Origin of the sequence: Catellatospora vulcania, from assembly GCF_009720385.1 — a bacterium.
GTDB classification, from domain to species: Bacteria; Actinomycetota; Actinomycetes; order Mycobacteriales; family Micromonosporaceae; genus Catellatospora; species Catellatospora vulcania.
This window is the reverse complement of record NZ_WARX01000020.1, coordinates 229,302-245,593: the sequence shown is the minus strand read 5'-3', so window position 1 is coordinate 245,593 and position 16,292 is coordinate 229,302. Positions and strand designations below refer to the sequence as shown.

General features: G+C 72.8%; 14 protein-coding genes. 11 read left to right on the top strand and 3 right to left on the bottom strand.

The window, feature by feature from the left end:
• Positions 1-68: 68 nt before the first annotated feature.
• From F6W97_RS34350 to F6W97_RS34310, 9 genes are read left to right on the top strand one after another with little or no spacing between them, the layout of a single operon-like run.
• Complete coding sequence (locus tag F6W97_RS34350) at positions 69-1,001, top strand: SRPBCC family protein (RefSeq protein WP_155374709.1); 933 nt, start codon at positions 69-71, stop codon at positions 999-1,001.
• Positions 991-2,916 (top strand): AMP-binding protein, encoded by a 1,926-nt coding sequence (locus F6W97_RS34345; protein WP_155374708.1) that lies wholly within the window; start codon positions 991-993, stop codon positions 2,914-2,916. The genes F6W97_RS34350 and F6W97_RS34345 overlap by 11 nt, the downstream gene beginning before the upstream one ends.
• A gap of 36 nt (positions 2,917-2,952) precedes the next feature.
• A complete protein-coding gene (locus tag F6W97_RS34340; RefSeq protein ID WP_155374707.1) occupies positions 2,953-3,213 on the top strand; it encodes an acyl carrier protein in 261 nt (86 codons plus the stop codon).
• On the top strand, positions 3,210-4,949 hold the full coding sequence (accA, locus tag F6W97_RS34335; protein ID WP_155374706.1) for an acetyl-CoA carboxylase carboxyl transferase subunit alpha: 1,740 nt from the start codon (positions 3,210-3,212) through the stop codon (positions 4,947-4,949). Before F6W97_RS34340 ends, accA begins: the two co-directional genes overlap by 4 nt.
• Positions 4,946-5,725, top strand: a complete 780-nt coding sequence (locus tag F6W97_RS41075) for an acetyl-CoA carboxylase biotin carboxyl carrier protein (protein ID WP_230687215.1) — start codon at positions 4,946-4,948, stop codon at positions 5,723-5,725. The genes accA and F6W97_RS41075 overlap by 4 nt, the downstream gene beginning before the upstream one ends.
• 9 nt (positions 5,726-5,734) lie before the next feature.
• The gene (locus F6W97_RS34325; protein WP_155374705.1) at positions 5,735-7,120 is read left to right on the top strand and encodes an acetyl-CoA carboxylase biotin carboxylase subunit; all 1,386 of its coding nucleotides are present in this window, start codon (positions 5,735-5,737) and stop codon (positions 7,118-7,120) included.
• A complete protein-coding gene (locus tag F6W97_RS34320) occupies positions 7,113-8,381 on the top strand; it encodes an FAD-dependent oxidoreductase (RefSeq protein ID WP_155374704.1) in 1,269 nt (422 codons plus the stop codon). Before F6W97_RS34325 ends, F6W97_RS34320 begins: the two co-directional genes overlap by 8 nt.
• 40 nt (positions 8,382-8,421) lie before the next feature.
• The gene (locus F6W97_RS34315; RefSeq protein WP_155374703.1) at positions 8,422-9,189 is read left to right on the top strand and encodes a cyclase family protein; all 768 of its coding nucleotides are present in this window, start codon (positions 8,422-8,424) and stop codon (positions 9,187-9,189) included.
• A gap of 44 nt (positions 9,190-9,233) precedes the next feature.
• The gene (locus F6W97_RS34310) at positions 9,234-9,698 is read left to right on the top strand and encodes a nuclear transport factor 2 family protein (protein ID WP_155374702.1); all 465 of its coding nucleotides are present in this window, start codon (positions 9,234-9,236) and stop codon (positions 9,696-9,698) included.
• Between the two features lie 106 nt (positions 9,699-9,804).
• On the opposite strand, the gene F6W97_RS34305 is transcribed toward F6W97_RS34310, so the two are convergent.
• Positions 9,805-10,953 (bottom strand): ScyD/ScyE family protein, encoded by a 1,149-nt coding sequence (locus tag F6W97_RS34305; RefSeq protein WP_155374701.1) that lies wholly within the window; start codon positions 10,951-10,953, stop codon positions 9,805-9,807.
• Positions 10,954-11,251: 298 nt separating this feature from the next.
• On the bottom strand, positions 11,252-11,935 hold the full coding sequence (gene yczE, locus F6W97_RS34300; protein WP_155374764.1) for a membrane protein YczE: 684 nt from the start codon (positions 11,933-11,935) through the stop codon (positions 11,252-11,254).
• A 175-nt stretch (positions 11,936-12,110) separates the two neighbouring features.
• On the opposite strand from yczE, the gene yczR reads away from it, so the two are divergent.
• Positions 12,111-13,562, top strand: coding sequence for a MocR-like transcription factor YczR (gene yczR, locus F6W97_RS34295; RefSeq protein WP_155374700.1), 1,452 nt, complete (start codon positions 12,111-12,113; stop codon positions 13,560-13,562).
• Positions 13,563-13,701: 139 nt separating this feature from the next.
• Entirely contained in the window at positions 13,702-14,304 is a 603-nt protein-coding gene (locus tag F6W97_RS34290) for a DUF1349 domain-containing protein (protein ID WP_155374699.1), read from the top strand.
• Between the two features lie 161 nt (positions 14,305-14,465).
• Here F6W97_RS34290 and F6W97_RS34285 read toward each other — a convergent pair whose 3' ends face one another.
• Positions 14,466-16,289: an AMP-dependent synthetase/ligase gene (locus F6W97_RS34285; protein ID WP_155374698.1), complete on the bottom strand. Its 1,824-nt coding sequence runs from the start codon at positions 16,287-16,289 to the stop codon at positions 14,466-14,468.
• Positions 16,290-16,292: the final 3 nt, after the last annotated feature.

Below are 16,292 nucleotides of genomic sequence, written 5' to 3'. Positions count from 1 at the left end.
GCAGACCGGTTCGCCGCGGATGACCGCGTGCGGCCGAAATCCCCATCCCGGCCCGTAGAGGAGCGCCGATGTCCAAGAACAAGGTGTACACCGAGACCCAGCGCGCGGAGGTCTCCGCGCCGGCCGCGGTCGCCTTCGAGATCATCAACGACCTGCGCCACTGGCCGCAGTTCTTCCCGGACGGCGTGCACGCCGAGCCGGACGCCGACGGCGCGAACGTGCGCTGGTGGGCACTGGACGGTGACGCCGTACGCCAGTGGAGCACCACCCGCACCGTGGACAAGGCCGGCCTGCGGGTCGTCACCGAGCAGCGGGACTGCGCAGCACCGCTGGTGTCGGTGCGCACCGAGTGGACGTTCGCCCCGCAGGGCGAGCAGGCCTGCGAGGCCGAGCTGACGGTGACCGTCACCGCTGCCCCGGGCGAGCAGGGCGCGGACGCCGCCGCCGCGCAGCTCGAAGGGGCCGCGGAGATCGTCGCCCGGGTCAAGGCCCTGGCCGAGCAGTGGGACGAGCTGGAGCAGCTGGTCATCTCCTTCGAGGACCCGCTGTTCATCGCCGGGCAGCCGCAGCAGGTCTACGAGTTCCTGTACGCGGCCGACAAGTGGCCCGAGCGGGTCCCGCACGTCACCGCCCTGTCGATGACCGAGGACCAGCCCGGCGTGCAGTTCTTCGACATGGACACGGTGACCCCGGAGGGCCGCGCGCACACCACCCGCTCGGTGCGCGTCTGCCTGCCGCACAAAATCATCTACAAGCAGATCGGCCTGCCGAAGCTGCTCGACGCGCACACCGGGCACTGGCACTTCGTCGAGACGCCCGAGGGTGTCACCGTGCACGCCCGGCACACGGCGACCATCAAGCCGTCGGCGCTGAACCTGCTCGGCGAGCAGACCACGGTCGCCGACGCGCGCCGCTACCTGCGCCGGGTGCTCAGCACCAACTCGCTGCAGACGCTGCGCCACGCGCAGGCGTACGCCGAGGAGCCGGCCAGTGCCAAGTAGCACCGACGCCGTCGCCGCCGAGCGGGAACTGGCCGACCTGCTGGCCCGCTCCGGCGGCACCCTCGACGGGCTGCTGCGCCGCGCCGCGGTCAGCGCCCCGCACCGGATCGCGGTGCAGACCGGGTCAAGGGCGATGACGTTCGCCGAACTCGACGCGGCTGCGGACGGCTTCGCGGCGAAGCTCACCGCCCTGCTCCCACGGGACGCGGCACCACCGCGGGCGGGCCTGCCGGGCGCCGTCGTCGGCATCGCGGCCGCGCTGCACCCGGCCTTCGCCGTGGCCTACTACGGCACGGTGCGGGCGGGCCACGTGTGCGCCGTGATCAACCCGCTGCAGGGCGAGGAGGAGCTGGCGTACGCGCTGGAGTCGGCCGGGGTGCGGGTGCTCGTCGGGGTCGCCGACATGGCCGACAAGCTCCAGCGCATCCGGCTCGACCTGCCCGGACTGGCGCACGTGTTCTACCTGGACCGTCCGGGTGAGCACTGCGTGCCGGCCGCGGGCGCGCCGGCGGGCCGGTCGGCCCGGTTCACCTCGCCGGTCGAGGACCCGGACGAGGTGGCGGTGGTCCAGTTCACCAGCGGCACCACCGGGCGGCCCAAGGCGGTGCTGCTGACCCACCGCAACCTGGTCTACAACGCGGCCCAGGTGGCGGGGGTGCACGGACTCGGTCCGGACACGGTGACGCTCAACCACCTGCCGACGTACCACCCGATGCACCTGAACTCGGCGGTCTGCGCCGCGGCGACCCAGGTGCTGTGCCCGGACGCCGACCCGACGCAGGCCGTCATCACGGCGGCCCGCACCGGGGCGACGCACTTCTACAGCCTGCCGGTGCGGCTGGCCCGGATGGCCGCCGACCCGCGGCTGCCCACCTGGCACATGCCGGGGGTGCGGGCGATCCTCTCCGGAGGGTCCGCGCTGGCCCCGGCCGCCGCGGCCCGGCTCTGCGCCGGGCTGGGGGTCCCGGTCATCCAGGGGTACGGCCTGGCCGAGACCGCGCCGCTGACCCACTGCGACCGGATCGACCGGCCGTCGGCGGGTTCGGTGGGCCGGCCGGTCGCCGGCACCGAGTGCCGGGTCGTCGACCTGGACACCCGGCAGCCGCTGCCCGTCGGCACCCCGGGTGAGGTGCAGGTCCGGGGCCCGCAGCTGATGGCGGGCTACCTGACCCCAGACGGGGTGCAGCGCCCGTTCGACGCCGAGGGCTGGTTCGACACCGGAGACGTGGGCCGCCTCGACGACGAGGGCACGCTGTTCCTGGTCGACCGGCTCAAGGACGTCTTCAAGTGCGACAACTGGCTGGTCTCACCCGTGGAGCTGGAACGGGTGATCATGCGCCATCCGGCGGTGACCGACTGCATGGTCGTCGACATGCCGCACGAGTACCGCGGCGCTGTCGCGTACGCCCTGGTCGTCACCGACGACGAGCAGCTCGGCCCGGACGAGGTCATCGCGTTCGTCAACGCGGGCCTGCCCGAATACCAGCACCTGCACGGCATCGAGCTGGTGCAGGAGATCCCGCGCTCGCCCAACGGCAAAGCCCGCCGCCGGGACGTGCGCACCCACGTACACGAGCGGCACGGCGCCGCCCACACCCGAAGGAGCGACCACATGGTCACGTTCATCAACAAGATCACCGTCAACGGCGACGTAGCCCAGTTCGAGCAGGTGCTCGACGAGATCTCGGCGTACATGAGCGCCCAGCCGGGCTTCATCGGCCGCCAGCTCTACCGCTCGCGCCGCCAGCCCGAGGTCTTCATCGAGACCGCGCAGTGGGCCGACGCGGCGGCCCACGCCAAGGCGGTGCAGGCCCCGGGCTTCCGGGAGCAGGTCATGAAGCTGGCCGGGCTGGCCGTCCCGGAGCACGACCTGTACGACGCGGTCGGCGACCACGCCCCGGTCGCCTCCCGCTGAGCCGTACGCCGATGCCTAAACGGAAGGGAGCGCGTCATGAACGACTTCACCATCGAGGACGTGCGGCGCATCCTGCGCGATGTCGCAGGGGCGGACGAGAGAGTGGACCTGGACGGGGACATCGCCGACACCAGCTTCGCCGACCTGGGGTATGACTCCCTGGCGCTGCTGGAGACCACCGCACGACTGCAACGCGACCTCAGCATCCGCCTGCCCGACGACGCGGTGCTGGCGGTGAGCACGCCTGGACAGCTGATCGACCTGGTCAGCTCCACCCGGACAGGGGTTTTGTCGTGACCGGAGACGCGGCCGGATCGGGCGAACTGCCCGGTCCGGCCGGACCGGCCGCGCCGTGGGTCTCCTGCGGCCGCTGCCAGGCCGTCGTGTACGGCAAGCGGCTGGCCCGCAGCAACGGCATCTGCCCGCAGTGCGGGCACTGCCGCCCGCTGGGCGCCTGGGACCGGCTGGCCCTGCTGGCCGATCCCGGCTCGGTCGAGCCGCTGGACCTGGTCGCCGACGCCGCGGATCCGCTGCGGTTCGTCGACGACAAGCCCTATCCGCAGCGTATCGCCGAGGCCCGGCACGCGACCGGGCTGGCCGAGGCGGTGGTCTGCTGCAAGTTGCGGATGACCGGCACCCCGGCGATCGCCGCGGTGATGGACTTCCGCTTCATGGGCGGCAGCCTGTCCGGCGCGGTAGGTGAGCTGATCACCTGCGCGGCCGAGACGGCGCTGGCGCAGCGGCTGCCGTTGCTGCTGGTCACCGCGTCCGGCGGGGTGCGCATGCAGGAGGGCGTCATCGGCCTGATGCAGATGGCGAAGACCGCCCAGGCGCTGCACCAGCTCGACGAGGCCGGGCTGCCCACGGTCTGCCTGGTCACCGACCCGACCTACGGCGGGGTCGCCGCCTCCTTCGCGATGCTCGGCGACGTCGTGGTCGCCGAACCCGGCGCGCGGCTCGGCTTCGCCGGGCCCCGGGTCATCGCCCAGACCATCAAACAGGAGCTGCCGCCCGGCTTCCAGACGGCGGAGTTCCTGCTGGACCGCGGCTTCCTCGATCTGATCTGCCCGCGCCCGGCGCTGCGCCACCGCCTCGGCCGGCTGCTGGCGATCGGCACCCGCCGCGACGCGGTGCCGCCGGCCCCGGTCGAGGGCGGCGCGCACACCGTGGTCCGCGATCCCGCGCTGCTGGCCGAGCGGCGCGCCTGGGAGGCGGTCCGCCGGGCACGCAACATAGCGCGGCCCACCACCTCCGACTACCTCAGCATGATCCTCGACGACTTCGAGGAACTGCACGGCGACCGGGTCGGCGGCGACTGCCCGGCGATCATCGGCGGGGTCGGCCGGCTCGGCGGCACGCCGCTGGTCGTGATCGGGCACCAGAAGGGCCACACCACCCGCGAGCTGGCCCTGCGCAACTACGGCATGCCGGGACCGGCGGGCTACCGCAAGGCCGCCCGGCTGCTGCGGCTGGCCGCCAAGTGGGGGCTGCCCGTGGTCACGCTGGTGGACACGCCCGGGGCGCACCCGGGGGTCGACGCCGAGGAGCAGGGCCAGGCCACGGCGATCGCCGAGAACCTGCGCCTGATGGGCTCACTGCCCGTCCCGGTGGTCACGGTGATCACCGGTGAGGGGTGCAGCGGCGGGGCACTCGGCATCGCCGTCGCCGACCGCGTACTGATCATGGAGAACGCGTTCTACACCGTCATCAGCCCCGAGGGCTGCGCGGCGATCCTGTGGCGCGACGCCGCCGCCGCACCCACCGCTGCCCAGGCGCTGCGCGTGGATGCCCGCTCCCTGCTCGAACTCGGTGTGGTGGAAGGGGTCATCCCGGAACCGCCGGGCGGCGCCGAGGCCGACCACACCGGCGCGGCCGCCGCGCTGCGCGCCGCCGTCCATGCCGAGCTGGCCGATCTCGCGGGGCTCGACCAGACCCGCCTCGTCGCGCAGCGGCGTGCCCGCTTCCGGCGCTTCGGCAGCTCGCGCCGGCCCGATGAGGCCGTACTGATCCCGACCGAAGGAGGTTCGTGGTGACCGGTCTGCTGGATCCACATCTGCGCGTGCCACCCGTTCCGGTGGACACCGCCGACGCCTGTCCCATGCACGGCTCACTGCCCGACACCGGCCGCACCGTCGCCGACGACCTCGACGACGTGCGCCGCAGCGCCCAGCAACTGCTGTCCGGAGTGGACAGGCAACCCCGCGTGCTGCGTATCCGGGCCGGCGAGGTGCTCGTCGAACTGGAGTGGGCCGACGAGTCCACACCCGCCGGCGCGGCACAGGCAGCCGCCGCCGCGGTGGCTGCCCTGTCCACGCCGGGTGCGATCGCGCCGGCGGTGCATTACCTGCCCTGGCAGCCCGGCGTCCAGTACCCGGAGCACCACGGCGGCAACGCCACCGTGGGCCACGGCCCTGAAGCCCATGGCGCCGCCGCCAACGGCGCCGCGGGCCACGGCAACGCCGCGTCCGGCCACGGTGCGGCGGGCAGCGGTGCCGCGGCCGCCCAGGGCCAGAGCACGGCGGTCGCCACGGCGGGCTCCGGCCCGGCCGCGGGCGACGGCTTCGTGGACATCTGCGCGGGCACCGTCGGCACGTTCTACCGTGCCGCGGAGCCGGGCACGGCCCCGTTCGTCGCCGAGGGCGACCACGTCCGGCGCGGCCAGCAGGTAGCGATCATCGAGGTGATGAAGCTGATGATCCCGGTCGAGGCCGAACGGGACGGTCAGATCGTCGCCGTGCACGTCACCGACGGCACGTCGGTGGAGTACGGCGACCGGCTGCTCACCCTCGCCCCGGCGACCGGGCACTAGGGGGCCGCCGTGTTCACCACCGTGCTCATCGCCAACCGGGGCGAGATCGCCCTGCGCGTCGCCCGTACCTGCCGCGAGCTGGGGCTGCGCGTGGTCGCCGTCTACTCCACCGAGGACCGCGACGCCGCGGTGGTGGACGCCGCGGACGAGGCCGTCTGCATCGGACCCGGCCCGGCGCGCTCCAGCTACCTGAACATGTCCGCGATCCTGGAGGCGGCCCGGCGCACCGGCGCGGACGCGGTCCACCCCGGGTACGGCTTCCTCTCCGAGGTGCCCGACTTCGCGGAGGCCTGCGAGGCGTACGGCATCACCTTCGTCGGCCCGCCGGCGGCGGTGATCGAGCGGCTGGGCGACAAGGCCGCCGCCCGCGCCGCGATGGCCGCCGCCGGGCTGCCCATGCTGCCCGGCAGCGACGGGCCGGTGCAGTGCCCGGACCTCGCGGTCAAGGTCGCCGAGCAGATCGGCTACCCGGTCATCGTCAAGGCGGTGGCCGGGGGCGGCGGGCGCGGCATGCAGGTCGTGCACGAGCCGGGCGACCTGGTCCGGCAGTTCCGGGAGGTGAAGTCGGCGGCGCAGTCGCTGTTCGGCGACGACCGGCTCTACCTGGAGCGCTACCTGCCCACCGCGCGCCACGTCGAGGTGCAGATCCTCTGCGACCAGTACGGCGACGGCGTCTACCTGGGCCTGCGCGACTGCTCGGCGCAGCGGCGGCGGCAGAAGATCATCGAGGAGACGCCCGCGCCGGGCCTGCCCGCCGACCTGGCCCGGCAGATGGGCGAGGCGGCGCTGCGCGGGGCCCTGGCCACCGGCTACGTCGGGGCGGGCACCTTCGAGTTCCTCGTCGACGGCGCCGGCGGCTTCCACTTCATGGAGGTCAACTGCCGCATCCAGGTCGAACACCCGGTCACCGAACTGACCCACGGCATCGACCTGGTCCGCGAGCAGCTGCTGATCGCCGCGGGGGAGCGGCTCAGCCTGCGCCAGGAGGACCTGGTGCCCCGCGGCGCGGCCATGGAGTGCCGGATCAACGCCGAGGACCCGGCCCGCGACTTCGTGCCCGCACCGGGGCGGCTGGTCGAGCTGCGGCTGCCAGCCGGCCCGTTCGTGCGCGTCGACACCGACGCCTACCCGGGCGGCCGGGTGTCCCCGGCGTACGACCCGCTGCTGGCCAAGGTCGTGGTGTGGGCGCCGGACCGGCCGCAGGCGCTGCTGCGCATGCGGCGGGCGCTGGGCGAGTTCCACGCCGCCGGGCCGGGCCTGGCCACCAACCGCGACTTCCTGCTCGCGGTGCTCGACCATCCGCAGTTCATCGACGGAACCCATGACACCTCGCTGGTCGGCGGCATCAAGTGCGCCGGGGCGCGGGGCCTGACCGAGGAGGCATCCATTGGCTGACAGGGACAGCGACGTCCTCACCGATGTCTGCGTGATCGGCGGCGGACCGGCCGGGCTGGCGCTCGCGCTGCTGCTGGCGCGGTCCGGCGTCGACGTCACGGTGGTGGAGAAGTCGTCCAGCTTCGATCGGGCGTACCGCGGGGAGATCCTGCAGCCCGGCGGCCTGGCCGTGCTGAACGAACTCGGGGTGCTGGCCGCGGCCAGCAACCGCGGCAGCCACGTGCACGACCGCTTCCAGCTGGTCAACAAGGGCAAGGCGGTGCTCGGGGTGGACTACCGGGCGCTGCCGGGGCCGTACAACTACATGCTCAGCGTGCCGCAGCAGTACATCCTGGAAGAGCTGCTGGCGGCGTGCCGCCGGGAGCCGACCTTCCGCTACCTCGCCGGGACCCGGATCACCGACCTGGTCCGCGACGGCGGCGCGGTGCGCGGGGCTGTCGTGTCCGGCCCGCGCGGCCATCGCACCATCCGGTCCCGCTGCGTGGTCGGGGCGGACGGGCGCTACTCCAAGACGCGTCAGCTGTCGGGCATCCCGTACGACCGGCGCGACGTGTTCACCTTCGACCTGCTGTGGTTCAAGCTGCCCGCGGCGGGCGAGTCGGTGCGCGACGTGACGATCCGCGGCGGCGGCGGCCGCATGCTGCTCAGCTACAGCAGTTACCCGGAGGGCATCCAGCTCGGCTGGGCGCTGCCGCACGGCGGCTACCGGCAGTTCGCGGCGCGGCCGTTCACCGAGTTCCGCGACCAGCTGTGCCAGGCGGTGCCGGAGTACGCCGGGCGGGTGTACGAGAAGGTGCGCGGCCTGGCCGACCTCAGCCTGCTCGACGTGTTCGCCGGGACCGCCCGCGAGTGGGCGCGCGACGGCCTGCTGCTGATCGGCGACGCCGCGCACACGCACAGCCCGCTCGGCGCGCAGGGCCTCAACCTGGCCCTGCAGGACGCGGTGCTGGCCCACCCGGCGCTGGTCGCGGCGCTGCGCAAGCCCGGTCCGGTGGACGCGGCGGCGCTGTCGGCATACACCACGCCCCGTAATGCCGACATCAACAAGGTGCTCAAGTTCCAGCACCTGCAGGCCAAGGGCATGCTCGGCAGCCGCAACCGGACCTTGGAGATGGGCCGGCAGGCGGTGGCCTCGATCGTGCACCGCACCCCGATCGGCCACAAGCTCACCCGGATGGTCGCCTTCGGCAACCCGCGCTGCCGGGTGCGCACCGACCTGTACGCCACCGCGACCGGCACCAGCCCCGCGTCGCCGAACTGACGCCCGCCTCGACCCACCCTTTCCAGCAAGGAGACCGATCATGCCCATCATCGACCTGTCCACGGCCGTCGACGCCGCGGCCTGGGAACCCGAGCCCGTCATCCACGACGTCATGACCCCCGCCCAGGGCGCGGTGCACATGGCCGAGGAGATGGCCCTGCACTTCGGCGTCGACTTCGACCCGTCCGTGCTGCCCGACGGCGAGCTGCTGTCGGTCGACACGCTCAAACTGACCACGCACACCGGCACGCACATCGACGCGCCGTCGCATTACGGCAGCAAGGCCAGCTACGGCGTGCCGCGCCACATCGACGAGATGCCGCTGGACTGGTTCCACCGGCCCGCGTTCTGCCTGGACCTGCGCTCGGCGACGGGCCCGACCGTCGACGCGGACTTCCTGGACAAGGAGCTGGCCCGCATCGGCTACCAGCCGCAGCCACTGGACATCGTGCTGCTGCACACCGGTGCCTCGGCCTGGGCCGGCACCCCGCGCTACTTCACCGAGTTCACCGGCCTGGACGCGAGCGCCACGAACTTCCTGCTGGACAAGGGCATCCGGGTCATCGGCACCGACGCCTTCAGCCTGGACGCCCCGTTCGGCGCGATGCTCAAGCGCTTCAACGAGACCGGCGACCGCGGCGTGCTGTGGCCGGCCCACTTCACCGGCCGCGACAGGGAGTTCTGCCAGATCGAACGCCTGGCCAACCTCGACGCGCTGCCCCAGCCGTACGGCTTCACCGTGTCCTGCCTGCCCATCAAGATCAAGGGCGCCGGCGCCGGCTGGGCCCGCGCCGTAGCCATCCTCTGACCTCGCCCGACCTGCTGTCCGCACCTCGACCGAAGGAGAACACCATGGCGATGACCGCCCTGCCCGAGCTCACCGACACCTCGGCGCTGTACCTGTCCGTCCAGCAGTTCTACGCCCGCCACATGCACCTGCTCGACTCCGGCCGCGCCCGCGAGTGGGCCGACACCTTCGCCCCCGACGGCACCTTCACCGCCCCCGGCCTCGACGCCCCGGTCCGCGGCCGCGAAGCCCTGGCCGCCGCCGTCGAACAAACCCACGCCCGCCTGGCCGCCAACGGCGAGACTCACCGCCACTGGCACGGCATGGTCTGGGTCACCCCCGGCGCGGACGGCGCCGCCCACGTCCGCTGCTACGGCATGGTCATCGCCGTCACCGCCGACGGCACGCCCCGCATGCACCGCCACTGCATCTGCGAGGACGTCCTCGTCCCCGCCCCCGCCGAACCCGAAGGCTGGCTGGTCGCCTCCCGCCACGTCACCCCCGACGCCGCCCCACCCGCCGCCAACTGAAAAGCGACGATCTTGCGCGGACTGTGGGTACGACACGCCCCTAACGGGCATATCGGCAACAGTTCGCGCAAGATCGTCGCGATCTTGCCGCGGTAGCGGCGCAGGGTCAGGCGGGGAGGCGGAGTTTCATGACGCTTCCCGTGGTGGCGCAGACGGAGCAGGTGGTGATGTAGGCGTTGCGGTTGCGGATGGCGATGCCGCCGGGGTGGTCGACCTTGTCGAGGACCAGCTCGGGGGCCTGGCCCTCGCCGCGGATGCGCATCAGGGCGCCCACGCCTCGGCTGGGGCCGAACATCGAGGTGTGGGTGAACTCCAGGGCGTACAGGGAGCCGTCGGGGCCGAAGGCGATGTCGACGACCGTGGTCAGGCCTTCGGCGTACACCGTGGGCTCCTGGCCGGGGACGACCTTGAAGATGCGGGCCGAGCCCTGGGTGAACGGGCGGCCGGTCAGCTCGGCGACGTAGTAGGCGCCGTCGCGGTAGACCACGCCCATCGGCACCGACTGCATCGGCAGCATGGTGCCCGCCGGCAGGTTGAACGAGGGCGGCGCGGGCATCTGCCGCTCGGGGAACACCGCGAGGGTGCTCACCTGGCCCGCCGTGGTGACGAACAGCAGTGCGTTCGCGCCGGCGTCGACGACCGCTGCCCCGCCGGGCCCGAACGCGACCGATTGCGCGTTGGAGTCCAGCTCGCCGCCGTCGGAGTTGTTCGCCGCCTCGTGGCCGGCGATGTCGGCGGTGCGCTGGGTGGTCAGTTGCTGCGAGTGCCAGTTCCCGGACGGGTCCCGGCGCACCGTCAGCAGGCGGCCCATCTGGGCGCCCGGCTCGGGCAGCCCGTCCCGGATCGCCGGGGCCTCGCTGAGGCCGACGGTGAGCAGGGCGGGGTGGTAGCGGTTGAACGCGATGTCGTCGGGCCCGATCGCCTCCGTGCCATCGGGCCCGGCCAGCGAGGGCAGGCCGGTCAGCACGCGGGTCAGCGTGCCGTCGCGGTTGAGGCGGGCCAGTGCGCCGGTCGCGCCCAGGCAGCCGATGCCCTGCGGCCTCGGCAGGCAGGTCGGGTTGGCGGCGCCGTCGGCGCCCCGCCCGGCCTCGGTCACGTAGAGGGTGCCGTCGCGGTCGAAGGCGAGGCCCCGCGGGTTGCTCAGCCCGGTGGCCAGCACGGTCACGTCCGGCGCCGCGGTGGCGGGAACGCCCTGGGCGATGGCGGACAGGAGCACGGCCGACGCGATGGCCAGCCGTTTCATGGATACGAACACGAAGTTTGCCTCCGGCGGGCAGGGTCAGGTGTCCATACCAATAAAGCCCATTTGGCCGCATTTACCCTGTGTGACGCGCCCGCCACGCTGTGCCAACTCCGCGCGGCACGCTCGACCGCCGCCCGCACAAGATCGCTCGACTTGCCTGGCAGGTGTGCGAAAGCGTGCCCAAGATACGTACAGGTGCCGGGCAAGTCGAGCGATCATGAGGCGGGCGCAAGCGGCTGAGGTGGGGCCGGGGCGCGAGGGCCTGAGGTGGGGCCGGGGCGCGAGCGCCTGCGGTGGGGCAGGGCGCGGGTCAGCAGGAGGCGGGCTCCGTGGCCGTGGCTACCGGTGTCGATGCCGGTGTCGATGCCGATGCCGGTGCCGGTGCCGGGGCGGGGGCGGCGGTGCGGCTGCGGACGGTGAGCATCGGCAGGAAGAACTGGGCGAGCGGGCCGATGGCCAGGGCGTACAGGATGGTGCCGAGCCCGGCCTTGCCGCCGAGCGCGAAGCCGACGGCGACCACGGTGATCTCCAGCAGGGTGCGCCAGCCACGCAGTGACCAGGTCCGGGCGGCCAAGCCGGTCATCAGCCCGTCGCGCGGTCCCGGGCCCAGATTGGCTCCGATGTAGAGGCCACTGGCGAAGCCGCACAGCACGATGCCACCGATCATGAAGGCCCAGCGGGCGAGCACGTGCGACGGCTCGGGCAGCAGCTGGTTGGCCACGTCGACGACCAGGCCGATGACGACGATGTTGGCGATGGTGCCGATGCCGGGGCGCTGGCGCAGCGGGATCCAGCACAGCAGCACGGCCGCGCCGACGATGATCAGCACGGTGCCGACGCTGAGCCCGGCGCGCAGGGCGACGCCCTGGTGGAGTACGTCCCAGGGCTGGTTGCCCAGGTGCGCGCGCAGCATCAGGCTGATGCTGACGCCGTACCCGATCAGGCCGATGAGCAGCTGGAACAGGCGGCGGGGGAGGCGCTCGCGCAGCGGCATGGGGGCCGGGCGGCGGGAGGTCGGGGCGGCGGTGGACGCCCGGCGCTGGGTCGTCCGGAGTGGCATGTGCAGTGGCTTGCGTGCGCCTGTCATGTCTGCCAGTCTGGAAGCCAATCGACAAGCCAGAAAGGGCCAATCCAGCAGGACTGGCTCTTGCGGCGGGGGAGTGCCTGCGATGTCCGTCTCCGTACGCGGTGTGCAGCTGGCCCGACTGCTCGGGCGCTGGCACGCGCTGCCCGCCCGGCGGCGCAGCCCCGACTACGCGGCCCTGGCCTCGTCCGTACGCGGCTTGCTCGCCGACGGCCGGCTGCCCCTGGGTGTACGCCTGCCCGCCGAGCGCGAACTCGCCGAGGCTCTGGAGATCTCCCGCACCACGGTCAGCGCGGCCTACCGTGAGCTGCGCGACTCGGGCCACCTGACCAGCCGCCGCGGCGCGGGCAGCTGGACCACCCTGCCCAGCGGGCACCGGGTGGCCAGCAGCGGCCTGTGGATGGCCGACGACGAGCTCGACCTGATCGACCTGAGCTGCGCAGCCCTGCCCGCGCCCGAGCCGCTGCTGGCGGCGGCCCGCGAGGCCGTCGAGGAGCTGCCGAACTACCTGGGCGGGGCCGGCTACCACCCGAGCGGTATCACCGAGCTGCGCGAGGCCGTGGCCGACCAGTACACCGAGCGTGGCCTGCCGACCAGCCCCGAACAGATCATGATCACGAATGGGGTGCTGCACGCGCTCGACCTGATCCTGCGGTTGCAGGTGCCGGTGGGCGCGTCCGTGCTGGTCGAGTCGCCGACCTACCCCAACGCGCTGGCCGCGTTCGCCGCCCGCCGGGCCCGGATCAGCACGCACGGCCTGGACGAAGGCGGCTGGGACGCCGAGCTGCTGCTCGGCGCACTCCGCCAGACCCGGCCCAGCCTGGCGTACCTGATCCCCGAGTTCCACAACCCGACCGGCCACGTCATGCCTGCCGCGCTGCGCGAGCAGCTCGTCGCCACCGCCCAGCGCACCGGCACCGACCTGGTCATCGACGAGTCCTTCGTGGACCTGCCGCTGGACGGCGTGCCGATGCCGCCCGCGGTGGCCTCGTTCGACCGGCACGGCCGGGTGCTCACCATCGGCGGCATGAGCAAGCCGTTCTGGGGCGGCCTGCGCGTCGGCTGGATCCGCGCCTCCGCGCCGATCGTGCAGCGGCTCGCGGCGGTCCGGGTCGGCGTGGACACCGCCGGGCCGGTGCTGGACCAGCTCGTCGCGGTGCGCCTGCTGGCCCGCGCGGGCGAGGTCATCCCGCAGCGCCGGGCGCAGCTGGCCGCGCAGCGCGACGCGCTCGTGGCCGCGGTGCGCGAGCACCTGCCCAGCTGGCGGGTGACCGTGCCGTCGGGCGGGGTCACCCTGTGGGCCGAGCTGGACGGCCCGGTGTCCAGCGCGCTGGCACGCGCGGTGGAACCCTTGGGCGTACGCCTCGCCCCCGGCCCCCGGTTCGGCGTGGACGGCACCCTGGAGCGCTTCATCCGGCTGCCCTTCACCCAGCCCGTCCCCGAACTGGTCGACGGCGTACGCCGGATCGCCGCGGCCCGCTACGACCTGGACCGCACCGGCCGTCCACAGTGGAGCGAGCCCGCCCTGATCGCCTGAGCCGCGGCAGTGCGCTGCCGCGCCCGGATCGTCTGAGCCGCGGCAGTGCGCTGTCGCGCCCTGATCGAATGGCTGTGGCAGTGCGCTGCCGATGCCGCGCGCCGCCCACCGGCGCCCGCACCGTGGCACAATCCGCCGCATGAACGTGACCTTCGGCGGGCTGGACCTGCGCTGGCAACCGGAACCCGCCTCCTGGCACCTCGCGGACGGCGTGCTGTCCGTGGCGGCCGGGCCGCAGACCGACATGTTCGTCGACCCGGGCGACCCGCAAGCGCCACCGGTGCTCAACGCGCCCCGCGCGCTCGCCACCGCGCCCGCCGGGGACTTCCGGTTCACGGTGCGGGCCCGGGTGGACTTTGGCGAGAAGTACGACGCCGGGGTGATCCTCGTCTGGACCGGTGAGCGGCACTGGGCCAAGCTGTGCTTCGAGCGCTCCCCGGCCGGCGAGAACACCGTCGTCACCGTCATCACCCGCGGCGACTCCGACGACGCCAACGCCTGGCCGGTCGCCGGGGACACGGTGTGGCTGCGCGCCAGCCGCCTCGGCCCCGCCTGGGCCTTCCACAGCAGCCCCGACGGCGAGGTCTGGCAGCTGGTCCGCTACTTCAGCCTCGGCCCGGACGCGGGCCCGCCGCTGATCGGCGTCGAGGCGCAGTCCCCGGTCGGCGCGGGCTGCACCGTCGTCTTCGACCAGGCCCACCTGACCCCGGGCCGCCTCTCCGACCTCCGCGACGGCAGCTGACCCTGGCGCAGTTTCGGGGAAACTGCAGCATCCGGTGCGCGGATTCGTGCAGTTTCCCCGAAACTGCACGCCGGCTCGGCGGGTGACCTGGGCAAAAACGTAGGGGCGGCTTGTGGCCGCCCCTACGTACCTCACTGCGTGGGAAAGTGCCTCGCGTTCGATCAGATTTCGACGAGGGAACCCGCGTACATCTTCTCGATATCCGATGCGAAATTGGTCTCCACCGTGCGTCGCTTCAGCTTCATCGAGGGGGTGATCTCCCCGTGCTCGATGGTCAGGTCGCGCGGCAGGATGGTGAACTTCTTGATGGTCTCCCAGCGGTTGAGCTTCGCGTTCAGCTCGTCGATGTGGCCCGCGACCATGGCCTTCGCCTCGTCCGAGCCCACGATCTCCGCGTAGGACTTCCCCTCGAGCGGCGTGCCCGCCGCCCAGCCGGTGATCGCCTCGGGGTCGAGGGTGATCAGCATCGAGCAGTAGTTGCGCGAGTTGCCGATCACGAGCACCTGCGAGGTGTACGTGCACAGCGCCTTGAACAGGCCCTCGATGTGGCTCGGCGCGATGTACTTGCCGCCTGACGTCTTGACCAGGTCCTTCTTGCGGTCCGTGATCTTCAGGAAGCCGTCGGAGTCCAGCTCGCCGATGTCGCCGGTGCGGAAGAAGCCGTCCTCGGTGAACACGGCCGCGGTCTCCGCGGGCAGGTTGTGGTACCCGCGCATGATCGGCGCACCGCGCAGCAGGATCTCCCCGTCCTCGTCGATCCGGATCTCCAGGTCGCCGAGCGGCTGGCCGACCGAGCCGATCTTCAGCGCGCCGGGCCGGTTCACGAACGCGCCCGCGCAGTTCTCGGTCAGGCCGTAGCCCTCGCTGATGGGCAGGCCGGCCGCGGCGAAGAACTCCGCGATCGGCACCGACAGCGCGGCCGAGCCGGACACCATGTAGCGGATGTTGCCGCCCAGCCGGGCGTGCAGCTTGCTGAAGACCAGCTTGTGCGCGATGCCGTACTTGCGCAGCAGGCCGCTCGGGACCGGCTTGCCGGCCTGCTCCAGCGCGACGCGCTCGCGGCCGACCCGCACCGCCCAGCCGAAGATCTTCGCCTTGAGCCCGCCGGCCTCGGTGGCCTGGCCGACGACCCGGTTGTAGACCTTCTCGAAGATGCGCGGGGCCGCGCACATCAGCGTCGGCTTGATCAGGCCCAGGTTGTCAATGATCTTGTCGACCCGGCCGTCCACGTACGTCGGCACGCCGACGTGGATGATGCCGCAGATCAGCGTCTTGCCGAACGAGTGCGACAGCGGAAGCCAGAGGAACTGCACGTCGCTGGGGAGCAGCACGCCGACGTCCGACTGCGCCACACCCTCCCAGGTCCAGCCGCGGTGCAGCAGCTCGACGCCCTTCGGGCGGCCGGTGGTGCCCGAGGTGTAGATGAGGGTGGCCAGGTCGTCCGGGCCGATGCCGGCGATCAGGTCGTCGACCAGGCCCGGGTTGGCGGCCAGCGCCTCGGCGCCGCGGCGCTCCAGGTCGGCGAGGGTGAGCTGGGGGAAGGCGGCGGCCGGGTCGGCCTCGCCGTCGATCAGCACGATGTGGGTGAGCGCGGGCACCGCGGCCGGGCTCATCTTGGCCGCCTGGGCCGGGTTCTCCGCGATCAGCACCTTGGACCCGGAGTCGGCGACGATGAAGCACGCCTCCTCGGGCTCGGTGGTGGGGTACACCGTGGTCGTCGCGGCGCTGGAGCACATGATGCCGAGGTCGGCGACGATCCAGTCGAGCCGGGTGTTGGCGAGGATCGCGACGCGGTCCTCCTTGCCGACGCCGAGCGTGGTCAGACCCGCGGCGATCGCCTTGGCGCGCTCAGCGATCTGGGCCCAGGTGTACCAGACCGGCGCGTTGTCCGCGTCCGGGCCGCCGAAGGCGCGGGCGTCGGGGGACGCCGCCACTCGCTGCAGGAACATGTCCGGAATAGACCGGTAGGGCACGTCAATGGTCATGAG

Bases quoted from the DNA above. Each gene is read 5' to 3' on its own strand.
- F6W97_RS34340 (WP_155374707.1), top strand. From the start codon at position 2,953: ATGAACGACTTCACCATCGAGGACGTGCGGCGCATCCTGCGCGATGTC.
- yczE (WP_155374764.1), bottom strand. From the start codon at position 11,935: ATGCCGCTGCGCGAGCGCCTCCCCCGCCGCCTGTTCCAGCTGCTCATC.
- F6W97_RS34310 (WP_155374702.1), top strand. From the start codon at position 9,234: ATGGCGATGACCGCCCTGCCCGAGCTCACCGACACCTCGGCGCTGTAC.
- F6W97_RS34315 (WP_155374703.1), top strand. From the start codon at position 8,422: ATGCCCATCATCGACCTGTCCACGGCCGTCGACGCCGCGGCCTGGGAA.
- yczR (WP_155374700.1), top strand. From the start codon at position 12,111: ATGTCCGTCTCCGTACGCGGTGTGCAGCTGGCCCGACTGCTCGGGCGC.
- F6W97_RS34285 (WP_155374698.1), bottom strand. From the start codon at position 16,289: ATGACCATTGACGTGCCCTACCGGTCTATTCCGGACATGTTCCTGCAG.
- F6W97_RS34290 (WP_155374699.1), top strand. From the start codon at position 13,702: ATGAACGTGACCTTCGGCGGGCTGGACCTGCGCTGGCAACCGGAACCC.
- F6W97_RS34350 (WP_155374709.1), top strand. From the start codon at position 69: ATGTCCAAGAACAAGGTGTACACCGAGACCCAGCGCGCGGAGGTCTCC.